Origin of the sequence: Gordonia westfalica (assembly GCF_900105725.1) — a bacterium.
Lineage (GTDB): Bacteria > Actinomycetota > Actinomycetes > Mycobacteriales > Mycobacteriaceae > Gordonia > Gordonia westfalica.
This window is the reverse complement of record NZ_FNLM01000034.1, coordinates 2,064,802-2,085,774: the sequence shown is the minus strand read 5'-3', so window position 1 is coordinate 2,085,774 and position 20,973 is coordinate 2,064,802. Positions and strand designations below refer to the sequence as shown.

Sequence of the window (20,973 nt, the reverse complement as noted above, 5' to 3'; positions counted from 1 at the left end):
GGGTTTCTGCTCTCAGAAGTTGCCCTTGGCGGCCCAGCCGCCGTCGACCGGATAGATCTCGCCGGTGAGGAAGTCGCCCTCACGCATGAGGTACGCGACCATGGACGCGATTTCCGAGGGAAGCCCGAGGCGTTTGACGATGTGCGCGTTGGCATTCGCCTGACGCATCTCCTCGGTGATGTCGGCCAGGATCGGGGTGTCGATGGTGCCCGGCGCGATCGCGTTGATCAAGATGTTGTGGGGCCCGTACTCGTACGCGGCCTGCTTGGTGAGACCCACAACGCCGCCCTTGGCCGCCGAATACGACGCCAGGTTGGGCAGACCGCGGAGCGCGGCCATCGACGAGATGTTGACGATGCGGCCACCACCGTTCTCGATCATGCCGGGGATGACCGCCCGCATACCGAGCCACACGCCCTTGAGGTCGGTGCCGACGACGACGTCCCAGGCCTCCTCGGTGAGGCCGACGACGGTGTCCTCGCTGATCATGTTGACCACGCCGGCCACATTGGCCAGGCAATCGATCGAACCGCGCGAGGCGGTGATCTGCTCCACCGCGGCCGACCAGTCGTCGGCGACGCGGACATCGAGCCGGACGGCCTCCGCGGAGCCGCCGGCCTCCGCGATCTCCTTGAGGGTCACCCCGCAGTCCTGGATGTCGGCGGTGACGACGTGGGCGCCGTCCGCGGCGAGCCGGATGGCGGTGGCCTGACCGATGCCTTGGGCCGCGCCGGTGACGATCGCAGTTTTTCCGTTGAGAGACATACGTGTTCGCTTTCTGTGGAGGGGTGAAACGGGGTGGCTCAGGGCTGTTCGGCGAGCAGCTCGGCGAAGCGGTGCCGGGCGGCCTCACGCCGCGTGGGGATGTGCTCGGTGGGGCGGTCGTCGGCCGGACGGGTGTACCCCTTCAGATACTGACGTGCGACGCTGTCGCGGTGCACCTCGTCGGGACCGTCGTAGAGGCGGGCGGCGCGTGCCGCACGGTACATCGACTCCAGCGGCAGGTCGGCGCTGTAACCGAGTGAACCATGCACCTGCAGCGCGCGGTCGATGACGTCGTGCAGGATCTTGGCGCCGAAGAACTTGATGAGCGCGATGTCCTTGCGCGCGGCGGCCGTGCCCTCCTCGTCGATGCGCCATGCGGCGTGGAGGGTCATGAGGCGCAGGGCCTGGATCTCCGCGGCGGAGTCGGCGATGAAGTTGCGGACCGTCTGCTTGTCGGCGAGGACGGAGCCGTGTGCGTAACGGTAGGTGGCGCGCTCACACATCATGTCGAAGGCGCGGCTCGCCTGACCGATCCAGCGCATGCAGTGGTGAATCCGGCCGGGACCCAGGCGTTTCTGGGCGATCAGGAAGCCGTCGCCCCGATTGCCGAGCAGTGCGGAGTCGTTCACGCGGACGTCGTGCAGGACGACCTCGCAGTGCGAGCCGTAGGTGTACGGCCGCGGCCGCGGATTCTCGACCGAACCGATGTCGCGGACCACGTCGAGACCCGGCGCGTCGATGGGGATGATGAACTGCGAGGTGCGACGGTGGCGTTCGGCGTCGGGATCGGTGACGGCGACGACGATCATGAAGTCTGCGGTGGCCGCATTGCTGATGAACCACTTGTGGCCGTTGAGAACCCAGCCGTCACCGTCGTGGACGGCGGTGGTGGTGAGGTTGGTCGGATCGGCGCCGGCGTTGTCGGGTTCGGTCAGGGCGAACGACGAGTAGTACTCACCGGCCAGCAGCGGTTCGAGCCACCGCTTCTTCTGCTCGTCGGTGCCGACCGCGGCGAGGATCTCGCAGTTGCCGGAATCGGGTGCCTGGCAACCGAACACGAGCGGACCGTACGGTGTGGAACCCAGGATCTCCTGCATCAGGCCGAGCTTCACCTGGCCGTATCCCTGTCCACCGAGTTCCGGGTCGAGATGTGCTGCCCAGAGGTCGTTCGCCTTGACCTCTTCCTGCAGTGGCGCGATCGCCCGCCGTAGTTGATCCCAGTCGAGATCGAGGGTCTCGAGCGGGAAGACCTCGGTGCGGACGAAATCCTTCATCCAGTCGAGCTTCTTCTGGAATTCGGGTTCCGTGGAGAAATCCCAGGCCATGGTGGTGTGCTCCGTTTCTGTGGGGGATCGTTGACGAGTACGCGTGGGTGGGAAAGCGCCGGCGATGTGCGGTGGTCAGGCGCCGGCGATGATCCCGCGTGCGCGGACGAACAAGCCGTCGGCGTAGCGGTGCAGACGTTCACCGACGTCGCGGGGCGCCTTGCCGTCACACGACCGGGCGTAGGTGCCCTCGAGGATGATGCCGAGTTTGAAGCTCGCGAGAACGGTGTACCAGTCCAGAGCGTCGAGATCCCGGTCGGAACGCTCCGCGTAGCGGGCGACGATCGCGGACCGGCTCGGCAGGTTGCCGGCGCGTCCGAGTGCGCTCTCGTAGAGATCGGACTCCCGCGGATCGTCGGGCCAGATCGCCAGCAGCACACCGAGATCGAGCAGCGGGTCGCCGACGGTTGCCATCTCCCAGTCGACGATGGCCGCGACCCGGGGAGCGCGGTGATCGTAGAGGACGTTCGCCACGTGGTAGTCGCCGTGCAAGAGTCCGGGCCGGAAGCGGCCGGGACGGTTGTCCTCGAGCCAGCCCGCGATGCGATCCAGGTCGGGGAATGTTCCACCGGGGTACCCCGGTGTGCCGGCGTACCGTTCGTGCTCGGCCAGCCATCGCGGTACCTGTCGTTCGAGGAAGCCGTCCGGTTTGCCGAAGTCGTCGAGGCCGATGGCGGAGTGGTCGACCGCCGCCAGTCCGGCCAGTGCGTCGACGAGGGCGTGACCCATGGCCTCGCGTCCTTCGGCGGTCGCGGCGTACGGGGCCGGCAGCGCATCGGCGGCGTTGAACCCGTGCACCGGCTCCATCAGGAAGAAGGTGGCGCCGAGGACGTCGGGATCGGTGGTGCCGGCGACGAAGCGCGGGTGCGCGACCTCGGTCGAGCTCAGGGCCGACAGCAGGGTCATCTCACGGGCGATCGCGGCGTTCGACTGCGGGCGCAGGTGCCGGGGTCCGCGCCGCAGGACGTACTCACGTCCGCCGCGGCTGACGATGACCATGATGTTCTGGGTACCGCCGTGCAGCGGCCGGAGCTCGGTGGTGTCACCGGCGGGGAGGCCCTGCTCGTCCATCCATGCCGTCAGCGCTGCGGTGTCCGCCGGGATGGGCTCGGCGGGAGCAGGACGGTCGGGGATCGTGCTGTGGGCCATGACACGAACCTATGGCGTGCCCGCCCCGGGGAGAACCGTCGTCGTGCGCCTCGGTTGGAGGAATCTCCAACCGGCATCGACGCAGGTCACTGACCCGCGAGATCGAGGACCTGGAAGGCCATCTTCGCCGAGAGCAGGCAGTCCAGCGAGGTCGGATCGCGACGCGCGATCTCCTTGATCCGTCCGAGGCGGTAGCGGATGGTGTTCTCGTGGACGTCCAGTGACGACGCGGTGGCCTGCACCTTGCCGTCGTTGGCCACGAAGGCCCGCCACGTGGCGAGGAGCGTGCCGTCGTCGTGCTGCCGTACGGGCGCGACGAAGGAGTGGGCGAAGTGCAGCGCCTCCTTCACGTGGCCGCTGGACACGATCACCCGGAACAGGCCGAGTTCGTCGAGTGTCATCACCCGCTCGTCCCAACCGAAAGACTTTGCCACCGAACCCATCTCGCGGAGATCGCGATGAGCGTGCGGGTAGTCGACCGGGGTGCGGCAGATACCGGAGATCAGGGTCGCGCCGAGGGAGAGATCAGCGGAGAGCCGGTCGCGGATCGTCGACACATGGTCGCGGACGCGCCCGACCTCGTCGAGGTCGTCTGATTCGAGGCGGACCATCACGATGACCGCGCCGGGCAGCCGGACGGCCGGGGGCGGGGAGATGGACATCTCCGCCGCGAAGGTGCGCGTGACCAGGGACTGGATCGCCGACGCCGTCAGCCGGTCGGTCGCGTCGTCGACCGTGAAGCGAACGAGGACATGGGGATTGGTCAGGTCGATGCCGAACTGCGGACCACGCCGGACCAGGTGTTCCTTGTCGCGGCTGTTGCGCAACAGGTCCGACAGATAGTCGTCGCGCGCCTGACCCTCGGTCTCGATCTGCCGGCGTTCGGAGAGCATCTGGAGCGCCAGGACGGTGGCGCCGCGTTCGGCGATGTTCGCGTCGAGGGCCTCCAGGCTGCGGCCCACCTCGACGATGCCGAGGAAACCGGTCTGTCTGCCCTCGATCACCATGCGGCACATGAGATGCCGGCGACCCAGGCCGACCGCGAGCTGCGCGGGCACGATGGCCGACGGCGTGCTCACGGACAGTTCGGCGAGCGCCTGGCGGACCGAGGCGGTGGCCCGCACCTTCTCGCTCATCACCGGCGGCGCGGTCAGCTTCAGCGCCTCCGGCGCGGCCCAGGCCAGCACGTCGAACGAGTTGTTGTAGAGAATCACAGGCTTGGCCGACAGCTCCGACAGGAGCTCGACGACCCGGTGGATGTTGGCGCCCTCGAGCACCGCGCTGGTCAGACGGTGGTGGACGTCGGCGAGGTAGGCCAGCGTGGCGTTGTTCCGGGCGATCTCGGCGGCCTGGCCGCGCAGGCGGGTGTTGAGCATCGCCTGGCTGATGAACAGGGCGGAGAGTCGCGCGAACAGCTCGGCGACCTCGATGTCGTCTTGTGTGAACTCGTGTTCCCGGCCGCGGCTGTCGACGAAGATCAGGCCGATGACCGCGTCGTCGAAGGTGAGCGGGACGCCGAGCATGGCGCGGACATCCCAGTGCGTCATCGTCCGGCGGTGGGGGCGCGGGTCGTTGAGCGCGTCGGCGATGACGACGGGCGCACGCGAGTTGATGACCTCCTGGCTGAACAGGTCGCCGTCGAAACCGGAGATCTGTCTCTTCACCGCCTCGGTGATGTCACCGGCGTCCTCGCAGAAGCCCGCGGCGCCGCGGTAGCTGCCGTTGGCGTGTCGGAGATACACCGAGCAGCGGGTGACGCCGAGGAGCGCGCACAGCTTCTGGCCGACCAGGCTGAGGAGATCCTCGAGTCTGGTGTCGGTGATCGCCTCGGTCGTGATCTCGGCGAAGGCCGCGATGACGTCGCGTTCGCGACCGGTGGCAGGTGCCGCACCGGCCTCGGAGTCGGCAGCGACCTCGCGCTCCACCATGGACGTCATCCGCTCGCCCTCCTCACCAACTGCTCATGATGAACCTCACAGTAGCAACGTAACGTGAGGAGGGTCATGCACCTGTGGTCCCGGTCAGCGCCTCGGGGGTGAGCACGTGACCCATCCGCTCCTGCTTGGTGCGCAGATAGCGGACGTTGTGCGGGGTCGAGACGGTCGGGAGGCCGACGCGCCCGACGATCTCGAGGTCGTGGCCACCGAGTCCGCCGTACTTGGCCGGATTGTTGGTGATGAGGCGTACGCGCCGGATGCCCAGGTCCTTCAGGATCGCGGCGCCGGTGCCGTAGGTGCGGGAGTCCACCGGCAGCCCGAGCGCGGTGTTGGCGTCGACGGTGTCGAGACCCTGTTCCTGGAGTGCATAGGCGCGGATCTTGTGGCCCAACCCGATGCCGCGGCCCTCGTGTCCGCGCAGGTAGACGACTGCTCCGCAGCCCTCTTCCGCGATGGCCGACAGAGCTTGTTCGAGTTGTGCACCGCAGTCGCAGCGCAACGAACCGACGATGTCGCCGGTCAGGCATTCGCTGTGCACGCGGACCAGCGCGCCCCCGGCGGTGGCACCGGCCGCGGCCACGTCGCCCATCACGAGGGCGAGATGTTCGGTGTCGTCGATGTCCGAGCGGTAGGCGACCGCGCGGAAGTCGCCGAAGAGGGTCGGCATCGCCGCGGTGGCCATCTGGTGGACGAACGAACCGGAGGCGGTCCGGTGGGCCACGAGGTCGGCGATGCGCAGCACGGGCAGTCCGTGATGTTCGGCGAACTCGAGCAGGTCGTCGCCGCGTCGCATCGTCCCGTCGTCGGCGATGATCTCGCCGATGACCCCGACCTCGCCGGCGCCGGCCATGGTGACCAGGTCGACCGCGGCCTCGGTGTGTCCGGCGCGGGTGAGGACCCCGCCGTCGCGCGCCTGCAGCGGGAAGACATGGCCGGGGCGGCGCAGATCGCTGGCCAGGGTGTCGTCGGAGGCGAGCGCCCGGACGGTGAGGGCCCGATCGTGCGCCGAGACCCCGGTCCCGGCCCGGTGGTGGTCGACGGTGACGGTGAAGGCGGTGCCGTGCGCGTCCCGGTTGTCGTCGACCATCTGCGGCAGCTCGAGTCGACGGGTGCGCTCGGCCGTCATCGGTGCGCAGATGATGCCGGTGGTGTGCCGGATCAGGAACGCCATCTGCTCATCGGTGATCGACGACGCCGAGCAGATCAGGTCGCCTTCGTTCTCGCGATCGTCGTCGTCGACCACGACGACGAATCCGCCGGCGGCGACCGCGGCGACGGCGCGGGCGACGGCCTGGGTCGACGCCGCGGTCGCGATGGGGGTCGGGTCGGGCGTCTCGAGATCGGGACGGGTGCTCATCGGGCGACCTCGAATGCTGAATGGGTGCCGAACACCCGGTCGTGGTAGGTGAGGGGCGCCGCGGGCGTCAGACCGGTCTCGACGATGTTGCCGAGCGCGACGACATGATCGCCGCCGTCCACCAGGGATTCGGTCGTGCAGGCCAGCCAGCCGGAGGCGCCGTCGAGTCGGGGGAGTGCCGACGACCCGGACCAGGCGATGCCGTCGAACTTGTCGGCGCCCTTGCGGGCGAAACGCAGTGCGACGTCTGCCTGGTCGTGGGCGAGGACGTTCACGCCGAACCGGCCGGTCCGGCGGATGATCGACAGGAGGTCGGAACCACGGTCGAGGGACACGAGGATCATCGGCGGTCCCATCGACAACGACGTGAACGCGCTGACCGTGGTGCCGTGCGGCCGTTCGTCGTCGAAGGCGGTGATGACCGCGACGGGCGTACAGACCCTGGCCATCACGTCTCTGAACTCGACGGCCACCTGATCGATGACGGATTCGCTCACCGGTCCTCCTGGAGGTTCTGGGGGTTGGGGTCGCTGCGGCGCCGGGAAAACTCCGGCGCCGCAGCGATGTTCACTGCGGGTCAGACCGCCGCGGGGGTCTTGGCCTTCATCTTGTGGACCTCGGGGACGACCTTCTCGCCGAAGAGCTTCAGGCTCTTCTCGGCCTCGTCGAAGGGCAGGCCTCCGAAGGCGAAGGCAGCGTTGGGCAGGAAGTCGCCGATGAGCTCGTGGCGGTAGGCGTACTTCTCGACGCACCGCTCGGGCGTGCCGTAGATGTTCGCCTCCACGTAGGCGTCGGCCGCGGCCTCCATGCCGGCCTCACGGATCATGTCCGCGCCCGCCTGGTAGGTCTCGTAGCCCTTGGTCTCACGCCAGTGCTTGCCGGCGAAGTCATAGTGCTTGATGACCGAGAGGAAGTACCGGTTGATGTGCTCGTAGGCCAGACGACGAGCCTCTTCCTCGTCCTCGTGGCAGATGACGAAGTCCTGGATGACCGGCGGGCCGGGCTCGGTGCCCTGGGCGTCGCGGAACATCTGCTTCCAGCCGTTGATGGCCTCGGCATGCTGCTCGAACGGGAACTGCATGAAGGTCATCATCTGGACGCCGAGGTCGGCGACAACGGGAACCGAGTCGGGCGACATCGCCGCGGCGAAGAGTCGTCCGTCCCAGGAGGTGTTCGGGTTCGGCGCCGGCCGCAGCGCGATCTCCTTCTGCGGGTACATCGGGCCGTCGCCGGAGACGACGCCCGTGCGGAGTCCGCGCAGCACCATCTCGGCGGCCTCGTTGAAGCGGGGGCGGGCCTCGTCCATCGGGATGCCGAAGGCCTCGTACTCCATCTTCGCCAGGCCGCGACCCATGCCGAGAAGCACACGGCCACCCGACATCTGATCCAACATGATGGCCTTCTCCACGACGCGCAGCGGATCGTTCCACGGCAGGATCGTGGCGCCGATGCCGAGCTTGACCTTCGAGGTGCGGCCGGCGAGGTAGGACAGGATCGCGAAGTTGTCCGGGCACATCGAGTAGTCGTCGAAGTGGTGCTCCGCCGACCAGACCGAGTCGAAACCGGCCTTCTCGGCGAGTACGCCGAGCTCGAGGTCGCGCAGGAAGACCTCTTCGTCACTCACGTTCTCGTGGTAGTTCTGGAAGACGAGAAGTACGCCGACATCCATTGCATTGACTCCTTGGTTCAAAAGGGTTGGAGAATAGGGGTTCGGGGGTGTTGCGAATTGCGAGGGGGAGTTCTCAGCCGAGGAAGACCGCGCGGGTGTGCTCGGTGTCCAGGAACTCCTTGACCTCGTGGATCTTTCCGTCGCGGACCACGAAGACGAAGTGGTAGAGGTTGTTGTAGACCTTGCCGTTGTTCATCTCCGAGTACGACTCGGTCTCGACCGCCACGCGTTCTCCCTCGGCGGTGAAGGCGAGCGGGGTGAGCGCGATGGCGCCGGTCTTGGTGGTGGCGGAGAGGCCGGCCAGCATGGCGCCGAACTCCTCTTTGTTCTTGGTTCCGGAGATACCGTCGATCTCCCCGCCCACCCACCAGGTGGCCGTCGGCGCCAGGAAGGACAGGATGGCGTCCACGTCGCCGCGGGAGAACACCTCCATGAACTCCGCGACCAGAGCCTTGTTCTGCTGCTCCGTGCTGACGCCGGCTGTACTGGTTGACACCGATTGGCCTCCTTCTGACCGTCACCCTCCGAGGAAGGCGAGAAACTATGTGCAACAACGACGTTATTGGTCGCTGTGGCGTGAGTCACCCTCGCTTCTCGCGCCCCTTGTGGGTTGTCACAACCGTGCCGAGGCGGCCCGACGCCACGTCACCGACCGCCGCCGCTGAAGGTGTTCATCAGTCCACCGTCGACGGGCACGATGGCGCCGTACATGTAGGTGGACAGTGCGACATCGACGATGACCTGCGCGATCTCCTCCGGCCGGCCGGTCCGCCCGGCGGGGATGGACGACACGACCCGTGCCCGAGCCCGGTCGCTGAGTCCGGAGGTCATGTCGGTATCCACAAAACCGGGGATGACCAGGTTGACCCGGATGTCGCGGGGGGCGAGTTCCGCGGCGAGGACCTGCGTCAGACCGCTGAGACCGGCCTTCGCCGAACCGTAGGCGACGTCGCCCGGGAATCCCCGAAAGCCAACCACCGCACCGACATTCACGATCGACGAACCCGGTTCGAGAATCGGGACCGTGGCCTTGCACATCTCGAAGGCGCCGGTGAGGTTGGTGGTCAGCACAAGATCCCAGTCCTCGCGACTCAGATCGTCAACCCGTCCACCGCGGTGCACGCCGGCGACGTTGATCAGGCCGTGGGCGCCGCCGTACTCCTCCTTGACGGTGGCCAGTGCGCGGGCCACCGACGAGGAGTCGGTGATGTCGGTCTTCAGCTCCAGGACCTGTGCCGGCCTGGTGAACGGCGTGGTCGCCACACCGCGTGCCAGGGAAACGACGGAATCGCCTCGGGCCGTGATGTTCTCGACGACGGACCGGCCGATGCCGCGCGACCCGCCGGTCACGATCCAGACCCGGGGTCGGGCGCTCATGACTTCAGGAAACCGGTCAGTTCGGCGAGGTAGCGGTCCCGGTCCTCGAGGAACGGGGCATGACCGCAGGCGTCGAACGGGACGAGACGAGCACGGGAGTTGAGTTCGAGGACGGCCTCGGCCCCGGAGAACGGGACGAAGGCGTCGTCCCGGCCGTGCAGGAGCAGGATCGGGATGTCGAGCCCGCCGAGCTCCTTTCGCAGGTCGGTACGGGCGAGGTCGCGCAGCGAGTCGTCCCCGGCCGGGCCCATCTCCAGGAACATCCCCCAGATCCATTCCAGGACATCGGGACTCGGAGGAGTGGCGCAGACCGCGCCGGCCACGCCGCGGAAGGTGTCGGCGCGGTTGGCGGCGGCACCGGCGAGGACTCCCTCGACGTCTTCGGAAGAGCCGCCATGGGGCCAGTCGTCGGTCGCGGTGTAGCGCGGCGACGCGCCGCCGGTCAGGACCAGGCCGCCCGCACGCGAGCCGAGGGCCGACGCGGCGGCCGTGGCGACGGCTCCGCCGAGAGACCAGCCGTTGATGACGGGAGACTCGAGGCCGAGGTGCTCGACCACCTTGACCACGTCGTCGGCCAGGGCCGCGATCGAGACGTCCTCGAAGTCCTTGTCGGAGCGGCCACATGCGCGCAGATCGACGAGCACGACCTCGTGACCCGCGGCCTTGAGTGCGGGGGCGGTGGTGTCCCAGCAGCGGGTGTTGGCGCCCCAGCCGTGGATCAGCACGATGGGGCGTGCGTCCCCACGGTGGTGCTCGAAGTAGATCCGGCGATCGTTCTCAACCGCGAGATAGCTCATGGACTTCTCCTTCATCGTCGAACTCGATTTCGAAAAATTTGTCGGTCTGGGTGGGTTCCTCGTGCCGCAGAGCACGGGGGACGAGTGGCGGGGCGTCGGCGAAATGCGGCATGACGTGTTCGGCGAGGAGCTCCATCGACCGCACGACGTCGTCGTGGGGCATGCCGCCGAATCGCATCCAGCAGATGAGGTGGTCGAGACCCGTTTCCTCGCGGAGGATCTCGATCTCGCGGATGAGGCCGTCGGGCTCACCGACGTAGCAGATACCGCCCTCGCGCAGGCCGGTCAGCGACATCGCACCCTCGGCGGCGGCCTCGGCCAGTGCCGCGTATCGCTCGTAGCCCGCGGGTGTGGCGGCGCCCTGCGGTACGGCCGACATGACGTTGTCGAAGTACCACTCGAGGGACGGGCGCGCCTGCCGTACGGCCTGCGTGTCGTCGTCGGCGAGATGGATCTGCCAGTTCATCGGGAAGTCGAGGGACAGCGGGTCGCGCCCCCGGTTCATCAGAGTGCGCTTGGCGCCGACCACGAACCCGTTCAGCTCGGGCAGCGTCATCAGCGTCGGGGTCACGAGCATGTTGTGCCCGTGGTCGGCGACCAGGTCGAAGGTCTCCGGACTGATCGACGCGACGTAGATCGGGGGCGTCGGCTGCTGCAGCGGTGCGGGACGGCAGTCCACGCCGTCGATCTGGAAGTGCTTGCCGTGGAACGTGTACGGCTCGCCGACCGCCTTGGTCCACAGGCCCGTGACGATCTGGAACGCCTCCTCGAAGACCTCGCGGCTGACGTCCTGTTTGTCGGCGACACCCATCGCACGGAACTCGTGGGGCTGGTAGCCGCGTCCGACGCCGAAGTCGAGTCGGCCGCCGGAGATGACGTCGACCATCGCGAAGTCCTCGGCGATGCGGACCGGCCAGGCGAGTGTCAGGTTGCTGACCGCGATGCCGATGCGCATCCGGGAGGTGCGGGCCGCGATGGCCGCCGCCGCGACCTGCGGCGACGGCATCGACCCGTAGGCGCTGCCGTGGTGCTCGGCGAGCCATACCCCGTCGAACCCGAGGCGCTCGGCGATCTCGACCTGCGAGAGCATCTCCTCGTAGGCCCGGCGAAAGTCCCGGTCCGGACTCTCCAACACGTAGAACAGGCTGAACTTCACACTGTTGACGTTAGGAATCGGCGTGCGTCACGGGAACGGGAGAATCCGCGGCGGTTGTGGGTTCCCACAAGTCGGGCGTCCCGGCCGCCTGCTCGCGGAGTCGTCGTTTGTCGAGTTTTCCGACGCTGGTCCGGGGGAGGGCGTCGACGGCGACGATCAATTCGGGCACCCACCAGCGCGGGACACGCTCGGCCAGCTCGGCCTTCACCACGTCCACGTCGAGGCGGTCGTCGCCGACCACGTAGGCGACGGGACGTTCCTGCCAGCGCGGATGCGGAACGGAGACCACCGCAGCCTCGTGGACGGCCGGGTGCTCGATCAGGGCCTCCTCCAGCGCGACGGAGCTGATCCACTCGCCGCCGCTCTTGATGAGGTCCTTGGTGCGATCGACGATCGTGAGGTAGCCGTGTTCGTCGATGACGCCGATGTCGCCCGTGCGCAACCAGCCGTCGTCGAACTTGTCGGGATGGTCGGCCCGGTAGTAGCCGGTGGCCACCCACGGTCCGCGGATCAGGATCTCGCCGCGGCTGATCCCGTCGTGGGGCATGATCCGGCCGTCCTCGTCGACGAGCTTCCACTGGAGACCGGGCAGGAGCCGACCCTGTTTGCGGATGTACGCCCAGCGTCGTTCCGGGTCGTCGTCGGTCGACGCCGGGGGACGGGAGAACGTCGCCATCGGCGAGATCTCCGTCATGCCCCAGCCCTGGAAGACCGGGATCCCGAGTTCCTCGAGGTCGCGGATCAGGCCGAGCGTGGGTGTCGAACCGCCCAGGACCAGCGCGCGGAGGCTGCTCAGGTCGGTGCCCGAACCCCGGGCGTGGGCGACCAGGTCCACCGCCACCGTCGGCACCATCCCGGTGTAGGTCACCCGCTCGGCGGCGATGATGCCGGCGGTCTGCGCGGGTGTGGGATGCGGCCCGGGCAGGATCTGCGACGCCCCGGACATCAACGCCGCGAACGGGACTCCCCAGGCGTTGGCGTGGAACATCGGGACCACGAGCAGGACGCGGTCGCGTTCGGAGATCGCATGCCCGTCGGCGAGACAGGCGGCCATCGTGTGCAGATAGAGCGATTTGTGGGAATATCCAACACCCTTCGGGGCCCCGGTCGTGCCCGAGGTGTAGCAGAGCACCGCCAGGTCGTCGTCCGCGCGGGCGGCCGGTGACGCGAGGGGTTCCGCCGAGGCGATCATCGAGTCGAGCGACGGCCCGTCGATCGGGGAGCCGGCGTCGGCGTCGATCGGCACCACGGGCATGTCGGGCCGCTGTGAACGGGCCACGGACAGAAGGTGTTCCAGTGACGGGTCGGCGAAGATCATGGTGTCGTCGGCATGGTCGACGATGTAGGCGATCTCGTCGGGCGCGAGACGGATGTTGATGGTGTGCAGCACGGCTCCGGCGAGCGGCACCGCGAGATACAGCTCGAGGTGACGACGATGGTTCCAGGCCAGTGTGCCGACCCGGTCACCGGGACGTACGCCGCTCGCGACGAGGGCAGACGCGAGTCTCAGGACGCGGTCGGCGTAGTCGCGATAGCTGTACCGGAAGACCTCGGCGCCGTCGACGTGGTCGACGATCTCCTTGTCGCCGAACATGTCTCGTGCCCGGAACAGGAAGTCGGTGATCAGCAGCGGGTGGGCCGACGCCGGGGAGGGCGGTGCGGAGGACGATGCGGCAGCCGGGCTGTTGTTCATGCAGGCACCTCCACGGATGATCGCGCGGCCAGCCGGGCCCGGACCTCGGGAACGACCTTGTCGGCCAGGAGTTCGATGCGGGCGCTGCCGCTGTCGACGGACTCACCGGGCAGCTGCGCCCAGAAGTGCACATCCTCGATCTGTGGGGTGGCGGTCAGCAAGGCGGTGAGTTCATCGGCTGCGGTGGCCGGATCCCAGAGGGTGAACGAGCCGGCGTCGACGAGCTGGCCGGGGTCGGTGAACTGCGGGATGGGACCGAACGCGCCCATCTCGATGTACTTGTTGATCTGGTAGAGCGCATGAGTGCCGATGCGCGACCACTCCTTCTCGGGGTCGTCGGCGATGATGGTCCACTGCCCGGCGAAGATCCGGCCCTCGTCACGCGACCGGCCGAGTCGTTCGAGCGCGTCGAGGTACGACGCGTGGTGCGCGTTCTGGGTGCTGAGGAATCCGTCGCCGATACGTGCGGCCCGCTCGATCGCCGGATCGGCCATCGCGCCGACCAGGATGTCGGGGGTGGTCTCGGGCGTCGGCGTGACGGGCAGGGCGGGCTTGCGCAGGCGTTTGCCGTCGAACGGTTCGGCCGACCCGGACCAGCAGCGTCGCACGATCTCCACGCCCTCCTCGAGCAGGCTCGGCCGGTTGATCAGCCGACGCCCGAAGGCCTCGAACTCCGGCTCCCAGTATCCCTGCCCGACGCCGAGGGAGAATCGTCCACCGGTGAGCAGCGAGAGGGTTGCCGAGTCCTCGGCGAGCCGGATCGGGTTGTGCAGCGGCGACACCACGAGGTTGGTGCCGATACGCATCGTCGTCGTCCGGTCGCCGATCGCGGAGGCGAGGAGGAACGGCGACGGCGTGTAGCCGTCTTCCATGAAGTGGTGCTCGGTCAGCCAGACCGAGTCGATCCCGATCGACTCCGCCCAGGCGATCTGATCGAGCGTCGTGCGATAGAAGTCGCCGAAACCGCGTGAGTGTCCGGGCGGGTTGCGGAAGTCATACCAGAGCCCGAAGCTCACGTCCGGAGTACTCATTGCATGGTCCTTTCGTCGACGAGTGTGGTCGGTGTCACTCTCGGGGATGGATGTGACGACCGGAAGGTGCGGCTGACGCGGGTGTTGTCGGAAATCCCAAGGACCCGGACGGGCGGATCGGGAGATGGAACCGGGTGGGGCCCGGGCGCGTCCAAGTTGGGCGGGCCGCCGACGGGAGACGGTGACCGACGGGGATGGGTACCATCAGGCATCGTCAGGGGTGAGGGGAAGGACGGGGTGAGGAGATGGACGGCACCGGATCGAACCGGATCGCGATGGATGTCGACCAGGTGTCCGCGGTGTCGGCCTATTACCGGCGGTCGTCCCTGGTCCTGAACGCGGTGGCCGATGACCTGGCCGCACACGACTTCGGGCGCTGGGCCCGCACCGATGCCGACACCGGCGCGGGGGCGTCGCTGGGTCCTTCGGCCGCGACCTACGCCGAGATGAGTGCCACGCTCTCCGCCCGACTCCGAACGCAATCCCGGGCGGCGGCCGTGCTCGCCGATGGTCTCCGCAACTCGGCGATCGTCCTGGCCGCGGGCGACGCGCACGCGGCGGGCGAGATCGCGCGTGCGACACCGGGATCGCCGGTGACGGCCGGATGAGACGGGGCGAGGATTCGCTCACGGCGCTGCGAAAGGATGCGCAGGACGGCGCCGGGGCACTGACCGAGCTGCTGGCGGCCGCGCGGCTGATGGGCGTACCCGTCCCCGCCGACGACACGATCCGCGCCGGCCTCCGTGCCGTGGACGCCTTCGACATCGCGGCGCTCTCGGCGGACAGCCGGGTACTGGTCTCCGCGCATCGCGCCGTCTCCGATCAGCTGCATCACCTGCCCGAGCAGCGGGTCCGGCTCGACGACGGCTGGCACGGCGAGTCCGCGTCGCTTGCGATCGACGCGGTCGTCGACCATCAGCGGCGCGCAGAATCCGACCTCTACCTGCTGCACACGATCACCGACGCCACCGCCGCCGCCGCATCGGGGATCGACCGGTTGCTGCGTACCTTCTACCTGGCCCTTGCGCGGCTGTCGGCGCCGACCGCCGCGGGCACACCACCCGCCGATCTCCCCCAGGCCGTGCTCTCCGGACGCGTGCCGCCGGACGTCGCCGTCGCGGACATCCGGTCACGTACAGAGCTGTTCACCACCTCCGTCGACGCCACGCTGGGCGGGATCTCCGGCATCCTCGACATCCTGAACCGGTCGCTGGACGGGATAGACGACGACCCCTATCCGGTCGAGCCCACGACCCGGCCCGGGCCGGCTCCCGCCGAGCCACCTCCTCCGCCGGTCGAGACGGTGCGGGCGGTGCGCGAGTCCGCCGAGCAGGAAGCCGACGAAGAGGACATCCCGTTCCGGCTGAGCGGCTCGTCGACCGCGGAAACCCACGTCGCGCAGACTGTCCCCGGAGCCGAACCGGCGGCCGCGGAGGGTCGGCCGGCGGCCGGTCCCGGCGGTGGCGTACCGACGCCGGCCCACGTCGTCGCCGACACCCGAGGCGGCCGCACCTCACCGGCCGACGCCGAACCGCAGTCCTCGCCCGAGCGGTCGGCGGGCGACCTGGCCCTGGCGGGTGACCAGTGAGTCTCGCCGATCAGATCGAGGCGCTCGCGCGCTCGGCCACCGCCGAGGTCGCCGATGTCTCCCGCCGTTTCTCCGCGGCCCAGCGAGATCTGGAACTCGCGATGGCCGAACATCGTCGTACCGCCGTGCAATCGGAGACCGAACGGCTCCGTGCCGAACTGGAACACGAGGCCGACGCCGCCGACGCACTGCCGGGCATCATGTTGCCCGCCGACATGGCCGACGCCAGTCCGCATCTGCCGCCGCCGAACGCATAGGCTGTCTGCTGTGCCAGGCAAGAAGCGTTCGAAACCGTCGCAGTCGCCCGCGAAGCTGATGACCGCGCTCGGCCGTCGGGGGCCGCATCGCGTCCTGCGCGGCGACCTCGGGATCGTCGGAACCCGCGGCGAGGTGTTCACCCCCGCGACCGGGGAACAGCTGCCCGCCATCGCCTTCGGGCACGGCTGGCTGTCCTCGCCGAACCGCTACCGCGACCTGTGCCAGCACCTGGCGTCGTGGGGCATCGTCGTGGCGGTCCCGGCCGGTCAGGGCGGCGTCCTGGTGTCCGACGACGCGATGGCCGCTCAGCTGCGGTCGGCGCTGTCGATCGTGACCCGGGTCCGGCTCGGCTTCGGGGAGATCACCGTCGACCCGGCCAAGGTGGGCTTCGCCGGCCACGGCTTCGGCGCGTCCGCGGCCGTCATCGCCGCGTCCGACGCCGTCCTGCACGGTCAGCCGCAGCCGGCGGTCCGGGGTGTCGCCGCGCTGTTCCCGGCCCCGACCACCGCAGGACTCCTGCCCGCGGCGCGCAGCGTGAGCGCGCCGGGGCTCATCGTCTCGTCGATCGGCGAGCTCGACACCATCGACGGCAACGCACTGCCGCTCGCGCAGGCGTATGGCGCCGACCACACCTCGGCCGACGAGCGTCGTGCGGTGCTGCGCACGCCGCCGGGCGCGACGTCACGCGGCCTCGTCGAACACCGGACGATCGGCGCCCTGTGGGGGAGCAACGGGGCCGACAAGAAGACGCATCGCGCCGTCCGTGCGCTGACCGCCGGATTCCTGTTGCACACGCTCACCCAGGACCCCGAGTACCAGGCGTTTTCCGACCCCGACACCGTTCTCGGCAAGGTTCCGGCGGTCGACCTGGACGACCCGCCGGAGGTGCAGGACCGCATCGCCAAACTGCTCGGTGCCAAGGAGCGCAAGCGTCGTCGGGCCGCGTCTCCGGTGCCTGCCGCCGCCCCGAATGTCGTGGTCCCCGAGACCCTGGAGTGACGACCGCACAAGCGGGCGCGTTCGTGGCGCACGTGTGAGGCGTGTCGATCGGTGGCGCGCAGGTACGCTGACTAGCTATGTGTGGAATCGTCGGATACGTGGGGCGTCGCGATGCCCTGGACATCGTCGTCGAGGCATTGCGGCGGATGGAATACCGCGGGTACGACTCGGCCGGCGTCGCGATCCTCGACGGCGCCGGTAACACCGCGATCCAGAAAAAGGCGCTCCGCATGGAGAACCTGGAGAAGCAGATCGCGACCGTCGGCCGCGAGTCGCTGTCGGGCACCACGGGTATGGGCCACACGCGGTGGGCCACGCACGGCAAGCCGACCGATCGCAACGCGCACCCGCATGCCAGCGACGACGGCAAGATCGCGGTCGTCCACAACGGCATCATCGAGAACTACGCCGAGCTGCGGGCCGAGCTGGAGGACGACGGCGTCGAGTTCGGCTCGGAGACCGACACCGAGACCGCCGTGCACCTGGTCTCGAAGTACTACGCCTTCGGGCCCACCGCCGGTGACTTCGTCGCCAGCGCGTACGCGGCGCTGCGCCGCCTCGACGGCGCGTTCACTCTCGTGTTCACCCACGCCGACCACCCGGACACCATCGTCGCCGCCCGCCGGTCGACCCCGCTCGTGGTGGGCGTCGGCCAGGGGGAGATGTTCGTCGGGTCCGACGTGACGGCGTTCATCGAGCACACCCGCGAGGCCGTCGAGCTCGGTCAGGACGAGGTGGTCGTGATCACCGCCGACACCTACACGATCACCGACTTCGACCGGAACGAGCGCCCGGGCAAGCCGTTCCACATCGACTGGGATCTCGCGGCGGCCGAGAAGGGCGGCTACGACTACTTCATGCTCAAGGAGATCGCCGAGCAGCCGCGCGCGATCGCCGACACCCTGCTGGGTCATCTCCAGAACGGACGCATCGTCCTCGACGAGCAGCGACTGACCGACGACGACCTGCGCGATGTCGACAAGGTCTTCGTCGTCGCGTGCGGCACCGCCTACCACGCCGGACTGCTGGCGAAGTACGCGATCGAGCACTGGACGCGACTGCCCGTCGAGATCGAGCTGGCCAGTGAGTTCCGCTACCGCGACCCGGTCCTCGACCGGTCGACGCTGGTGGTGGCCATCTCCCAGTCGGGTGAGACCGCCGACACCCTCGAGGCCGTGCGGCACGCCAAGGACCAGAAGGCCCGCGTCCTGGCGATCTGCAACACCAACGGTGCGCAGATCCCGCGCGAATCCGACGCAGTGCTCTACACGCACGCCGGCCCGGAGATCGGGGTGGCGTCGACCAAGTGTTTCCTCGCGCAGATCGTCGCGGCCTACCTGGTGGGCCTGGCTCTCGCGCAGGCGCGCGGCACCAAGTACGCCGACGAGGTCGCGCGGGAGTTCGCGGCGATCGAGGCGATGGTCGGTTCGGTCACCGAGGTCCTCGAGACCATGCAGCCGGTGCGCGAGCTCGCGCAGTCGCTGGCGCACCACAACACCGTGCTGTTCATCGGACGCCACGTCGGCTATCCGGTGGCCCTCGAGGGTGCGCTGAAGCTCAAGGAACTCGCGTACATGCACGCCGAGGGCTTTGCCGCCGGTGAGCTCAAGCACGGACCCATCGCCCTCATCGAGGACGGCCTGCCCGTCATCACGGTCATGCCGTCGGCGGAGGGCCGTGCGGTGCTGCACTCGAAGATGGTGAGCAACATCCGCGAGATCCAGGCCCGCGGTGCACGCACGATCGTCATCGCCGAACCCGACGACGCCGCAGCCCGTGCGGTCGCCGACGAGTTCATCCCGATCCCGAAGACGCCGACCCTCCTGCAGCCGCTGGTCTCCACGGTGCCGCTGCAGGTGTTCGCCGCCAGCGTCGCCCAGGCCCGCGGCTACGACGTCGACAAGCCGCGCAACCTGGCCAAGTCGGTGACCGTCGAGTAGGCCGGCACCCATGCCGACCAGGTACCTCACCGCCGACGAGGTCCGCGACGCCGAACGGGCGTCGGGGGACCTCCTCGCCGACGGGACCCTGATGCGCCGCGCCGCGCACGGCGTCGCGCAGGCCGTCGTGGGGGAGCTGAACCGGACGGGCGGTTGCTACGGCCGGACCGTGGGCGTGGTCGTCGGTGCCGGCGACAACGGGGGCGACGCGCTCTTCGCCGCCGCCGAACTCGCCCGGCGCGGGGTGGCCGCCCACGCGGTGCTGCTCGCACCCGACAAGGCGCACCCGGCCGGGCTACGGGCATTTCGGGCTGCCGGCGGGCGCGTCGACGACGCGTTGCCGGCCGAACCCGACATCGTCATCGACGGGGTCGTGGGTATCGGCGGACGCGGTCCGTTGCGCCCCGCGGCCGCGGCGGTCTTCGCCGGTCTCGGCCCCGAGACCACCGTCGTCGCAGTCGATCTGCCGTCCGGGGTCGACGCCGACACCGGTGCGGTCAACGACCCGGCGGTCCGTGCCGATGTCACCGTCACTTTCGGATTCCCCCGTCGCGCACACCTTCTCGCGGCGCCGCAGTGCGGTCGTGTGGTCGTCGTCGACATCGGTATCGGTGATCCCGTGGAACCGGATGCGCGGCAACTCATCTCGTACTCCGACGACGAGATCGACTGGCCCGTACCGGGTCCCGCTGACGACAAGTACACCCAGGGCGTCGTCGGGGTGATCGCCGGATCGCATCGCTACCCGGGTGCGGCGATCCTGGCCTCCGGGGCGGCGGTGACCGCGACCTCGGGTATGACGCGGTACGTCGGTTCGGCGCATGCCGAGGTGGTATCGCATTTCCCGGAGGTGGTCGCCGCTCCGGACCTCGCCGACGCCGGCCGCGCCCAGGCGTGGGTGGTCGGTCCCGGGATGGGCACCGATGCCGCGGCCGTGGCGATACTGCGCACCGTCCTCGACTCCGATCTACCGGTCCTCGTCGACGCCGACGCGCTCACCATCGTCTCGAACGAACCAGCACTCGTCGCCGGTCGTACGGCGCCGACGCTGCTGACCCCGCACGCCGGCGAGTTCGCGCGGCTGACGGGGACCGAGGTGGGGGCCGACCGGTTGACCGCGGTCGCCGACCTCGCCGCCCGCTGGGGTGTGACGGTGCTGCTGAAAGGCAGGATCACGCTCGTTGCCGACCCGTCGGGACGGGTCGTCGGCAACGACGCCGGATCATCGTGGGCGGCGACCGCCGGTGCCGGTGACCTGCTGGCCGGGATCGCCGGTTCGCTGCTCGCGGCAGGCCGTTCACCCCAGGAGGCGGGTGCCGCGGCGGCGCGCGTCCACGCCCACGCCGCTCAGCTGGCGAGCCGGGGAGCGCCGATCGGCGCCTCCGCGCTGCTCGCGGCACTGCGACCGGCGATCCGGGAGTTCGCTACAGGAAGAACACGAGCGGATACGCCGACGCCGCCACGCTGATCGTCGTGACGACCGCGAGCAACACCAGGTCGACGATCGGACCCGTCCGATGCAAGTCGTCGGCACCGAGTCGTCTGACGAGCGACATGATCGACGCGGCCGCTGCGCAGACGGTCGCGACGACACCCACCACATACAGGACCGCTGCCGCGAAGACCCAGCCGTCGGAGTCGTTCCCGCCCAGCGCCTGGAGGATCGCGACGAAGAACAGGACCGCGCACGTGAACAGGGAGACCCAGGCGACGCCGTTCGACACCCACGCGGTCACCGATGCGCGCAGGCCGGGCGTGCGGCGCGGGGGACCGGCGGAGACACCGGGGCGTACACGCCCGGACCGACGGGGGCGTACACGCCCGGGTCGACGGGGACGAAGTCATCGGGGAAGCCGGGCACGGGGTTCATGGTGGCGTACATGATCGCTTTCTGCGGAGGTGAGCAGCATCTCTCCTCCACACAACCGGGTC

Annotated in this window: 21 protein-coding genes; 6 read left to right on the top strand and 15 right to left on the bottom strand. The window is 69.0% G+C overall.

Annotated elements, in window-relative coordinates; translation table 11 throughout:
- Positions 1-12: 12 nt before the first annotated feature.
- From BLU62_RS14900 to BLU62_RS14840, 13 genes are all read right to left on the bottom strand, one after another.
- Positions 13-765 carry an SDR family NAD(P)-dependent oxidoreductase gene (locus BLU62_RS14900; RefSeq protein ID WP_074850260.1) on the bottom strand — a complete coding sequence of 251 codons (753 nt, stop codon included), beginning with the start codon at positions 763-765 and terminating at the stop codon, positions 13-15.
- Between the two features lie 38 nt (positions 766-803).
- Positions 804-2,090 carry an acyl-CoA dehydrogenase family protein gene (locus BLU62_RS14895; protein WP_074850259.1) on the bottom strand — a complete coding sequence of 429 codons (1,287 nt, stop codon included), beginning with the start codon at positions 2,088-2,090 and terminating at the stop codon, positions 804-806.
- 75 nt (positions 2,091-2,165) lie between these two features.
- On the bottom strand, positions 2,166-3,239 hold the full coding sequence (locus tag BLU62_RS14890) for a phosphotransferase family protein (protein WP_074850258.1): 1,074 nt from the start codon (positions 3,237-3,239) through the stop codon (positions 2,166-2,168).
- Between the two features lie 86 nt (positions 3,240-3,325).
- A complete protein-coding gene (locus BLU62_RS14885; RefSeq protein ID WP_074850257.1) occupies positions 3,326-5,176 on the bottom strand; it encodes a GAF domain-containing protein in 1,851 nt (616 codons plus the stop codon).
- Between the two features lie 64 nt (positions 5,177-5,240).
- Entirely contained in the window at positions 5,241-6,533 is a 1,293-nt protein-coding gene (locus BLU62_RS14880; RefSeq protein ID WP_084811805.1) for a bifunctional 3,4-dihydroxy-2-butanone-4-phosphate synthase/GTP cyclohydrolase II, read from the bottom strand.
- The gene (locus tag BLU62_RS14875; RefSeq protein ID WP_074850256.1) at positions 6,530-7,030 is read right to left on the bottom strand and encodes a flavin reductase family protein; all 501 of its coding nucleotides are present in this window, start codon (positions 7,028-7,030) and stop codon (positions 6,530-6,532) included. The genes BLU62_RS14880 and BLU62_RS14875 overlap by 4 nt, the downstream gene beginning before the upstream one ends.
- 80 nt (positions 7,031-7,110) lie before the next feature.
- Complete coding sequence (locus BLU62_RS14870; RefSeq protein ID WP_074850255.1) at positions 7,111-8,202, bottom strand: LLM class flavin-dependent oxidoreductase; 1,092 nt, start codon at positions 8,200-8,202, stop codon at positions 7,111-7,113.
- 73 nt (positions 8,203-8,275) lie between these two features.
- Positions 8,276-8,698 carry a nuclear transport factor 2 family protein gene (locus BLU62_RS14865; RefSeq protein ID WP_074850254.1) on the bottom strand — a complete coding sequence of 141 codons (423 nt, stop codon included), beginning with the start codon at positions 8,696-8,698 and terminating at the stop codon, positions 8,276-8,278.
- Positions 8,699-8,847: 149 nt separating this feature from the next.
- On the bottom strand, positions 8,848-9,579 hold the full coding sequence (locus BLU62_RS14860; protein ID WP_074850253.1) for an SDR family NAD(P)-dependent oxidoreductase: 732 nt from the start codon (positions 9,577-9,579) through the stop codon (positions 8,848-8,850).
- Entirely contained in the window at positions 9,576-10,376 is an 801-nt protein-coding gene (locus BLU62_RS14855) for an alpha/beta fold hydrolase (RefSeq protein WP_074850252.1), read from the bottom strand. The genes BLU62_RS14860 and BLU62_RS14855 overlap by 4 nt, the downstream gene beginning before the upstream one ends.
- Entirely contained in the window at positions 10,357-11,532 is a 1,176-nt protein-coding gene (locus tag BLU62_RS14850) for an LLM class flavin-dependent oxidoreductase (RefSeq protein WP_074850251.1), read from the bottom strand. The genes BLU62_RS14855 and BLU62_RS14850 overlap by 20 nt, the downstream gene beginning before the upstream one ends.
- A gap of 10 nt (positions 11,533-11,542) precedes the next feature.
- The gene (locus tag BLU62_RS14845; RefSeq protein ID WP_074850250.1) at positions 11,543-13,225 is read right to left on the bottom strand and encodes a long-chain fatty acid--CoA ligase; all 1,683 of its coding nucleotides are present in this window, start codon (positions 13,223-13,225) and stop codon (positions 11,543-11,545) included.
- The gene (locus BLU62_RS14840) at positions 13,222-14,256 is read right to left on the bottom strand and encodes an LLM class flavin-dependent oxidoreductase (RefSeq protein ID WP_074850249.1); all 1,035 of its coding nucleotides are present in this window, start codon (positions 14,254-14,256) and stop codon (positions 13,222-13,224) included. Before BLU62_RS14840 ends, BLU62_RS14845 begins: the two co-directional genes overlap by 4 nt.
- Positions 14,257-14,501: 245 nt before the next feature.
- Here BLU62_RS14840 and BLU62_RS14835 point away from each other — a divergent pair, with 245 nt between their 5' ends.
- The 6 genes from BLU62_RS14835 to BLU62_RS14810 all read left to right on the top strand — a co-directional run bounded on the left by BLU62_RS14835 (position 14,502) and on the right by BLU62_RS14810 (position 20,509).
- Positions 14,502-14,864, top strand: coding sequence for a hypothetical protein (locus BLU62_RS14835; protein WP_074850248.1), 363 nt, complete (start codon positions 14,502-14,504; stop codon positions 14,862-14,864).
- Positions 14,861-15,844 carry a hypothetical protein gene (locus BLU62_RS14830; protein WP_074850247.1) on the top strand — a complete coding sequence of 328 codons (984 nt, stop codon included), beginning with the start codon at positions 14,861-14,863 and terminating at the stop codon, positions 15,842-15,844. Before BLU62_RS14835 ends, BLU62_RS14830 begins: the two co-directional genes overlap by 4 nt.
- Positions 15,841-16,101 (top strand): hypothetical protein, encoded by a 261-nt coding sequence (locus tag BLU62_RS14825; RefSeq protein WP_074850246.1) that lies wholly within the window; start codon positions 15,841-15,843, stop codon positions 16,099-16,101. Before BLU62_RS14830 ends, BLU62_RS14825 begins: the two co-directional genes overlap by 4 nt.
- A 10-nt stretch (positions 16,102-16,111) precedes the next feature.
- Complete coding sequence (locus BLU62_RS14820; RefSeq protein WP_074850245.1) at positions 16,112-17,101, top strand: dienelactone hydrolase family protein; 990 nt, start codon at positions 16,112-16,114, stop codon at positions 17,099-17,101.
- A 77-nt stretch (positions 17,102-17,178) separates the two neighbouring features.
- Complete coding sequence (gene glmS, locus BLU62_RS14815) at positions 17,179-19,041, top strand: glutamine--fructose-6-phosphate transaminase (isomerizing) (protein WP_074850244.1); 1,863 nt, start codon at positions 17,179-17,181, stop codon at positions 19,039-19,041.
- 10 nt (positions 19,042-19,051) lie between these two features.
- Positions 19,052-20,509 (top strand): NAD(P)H-hydrate dehydratase, encoded by a 1,458-nt coding sequence (locus BLU62_RS14810; RefSeq protein WP_074850243.1) that lies wholly within the window; start codon positions 19,052-19,054, stop codon positions 20,507-20,509.
- Here BLU62_RS14810 and BLU62_RS14805 read toward each other — a convergent pair.
- Together BLU62_RS14805 and BLU62_RS33845 are read right to left on the bottom strand one after the other, a co-directional pair.
- Positions 20,466-20,777, bottom strand: a complete 312-nt coding sequence (locus BLU62_RS14805; RefSeq protein ID WP_244278189.1) for a hypothetical protein — start codon at positions 20,775-20,777, stop codon at positions 20,466-20,468. The two genes, BLU62_RS14810 and BLU62_RS14805, sit on opposite strands and share 44 nt — an antisense overlap.
- The gene (locus tag BLU62_RS33845; protein WP_244278187.1) at positions 20,774-20,923 is read right to left on the bottom strand and encodes a hypothetical protein; all 150 of its coding nucleotides are present in this window, start codon (positions 20,921-20,923) and stop codon (positions 20,774-20,776) included. Before BLU62_RS33845 ends, BLU62_RS14805 begins: the two co-directional genes overlap by 4 nt.
- Positions 20,924-20,973 lie beyond the last annotated feature (50 nt).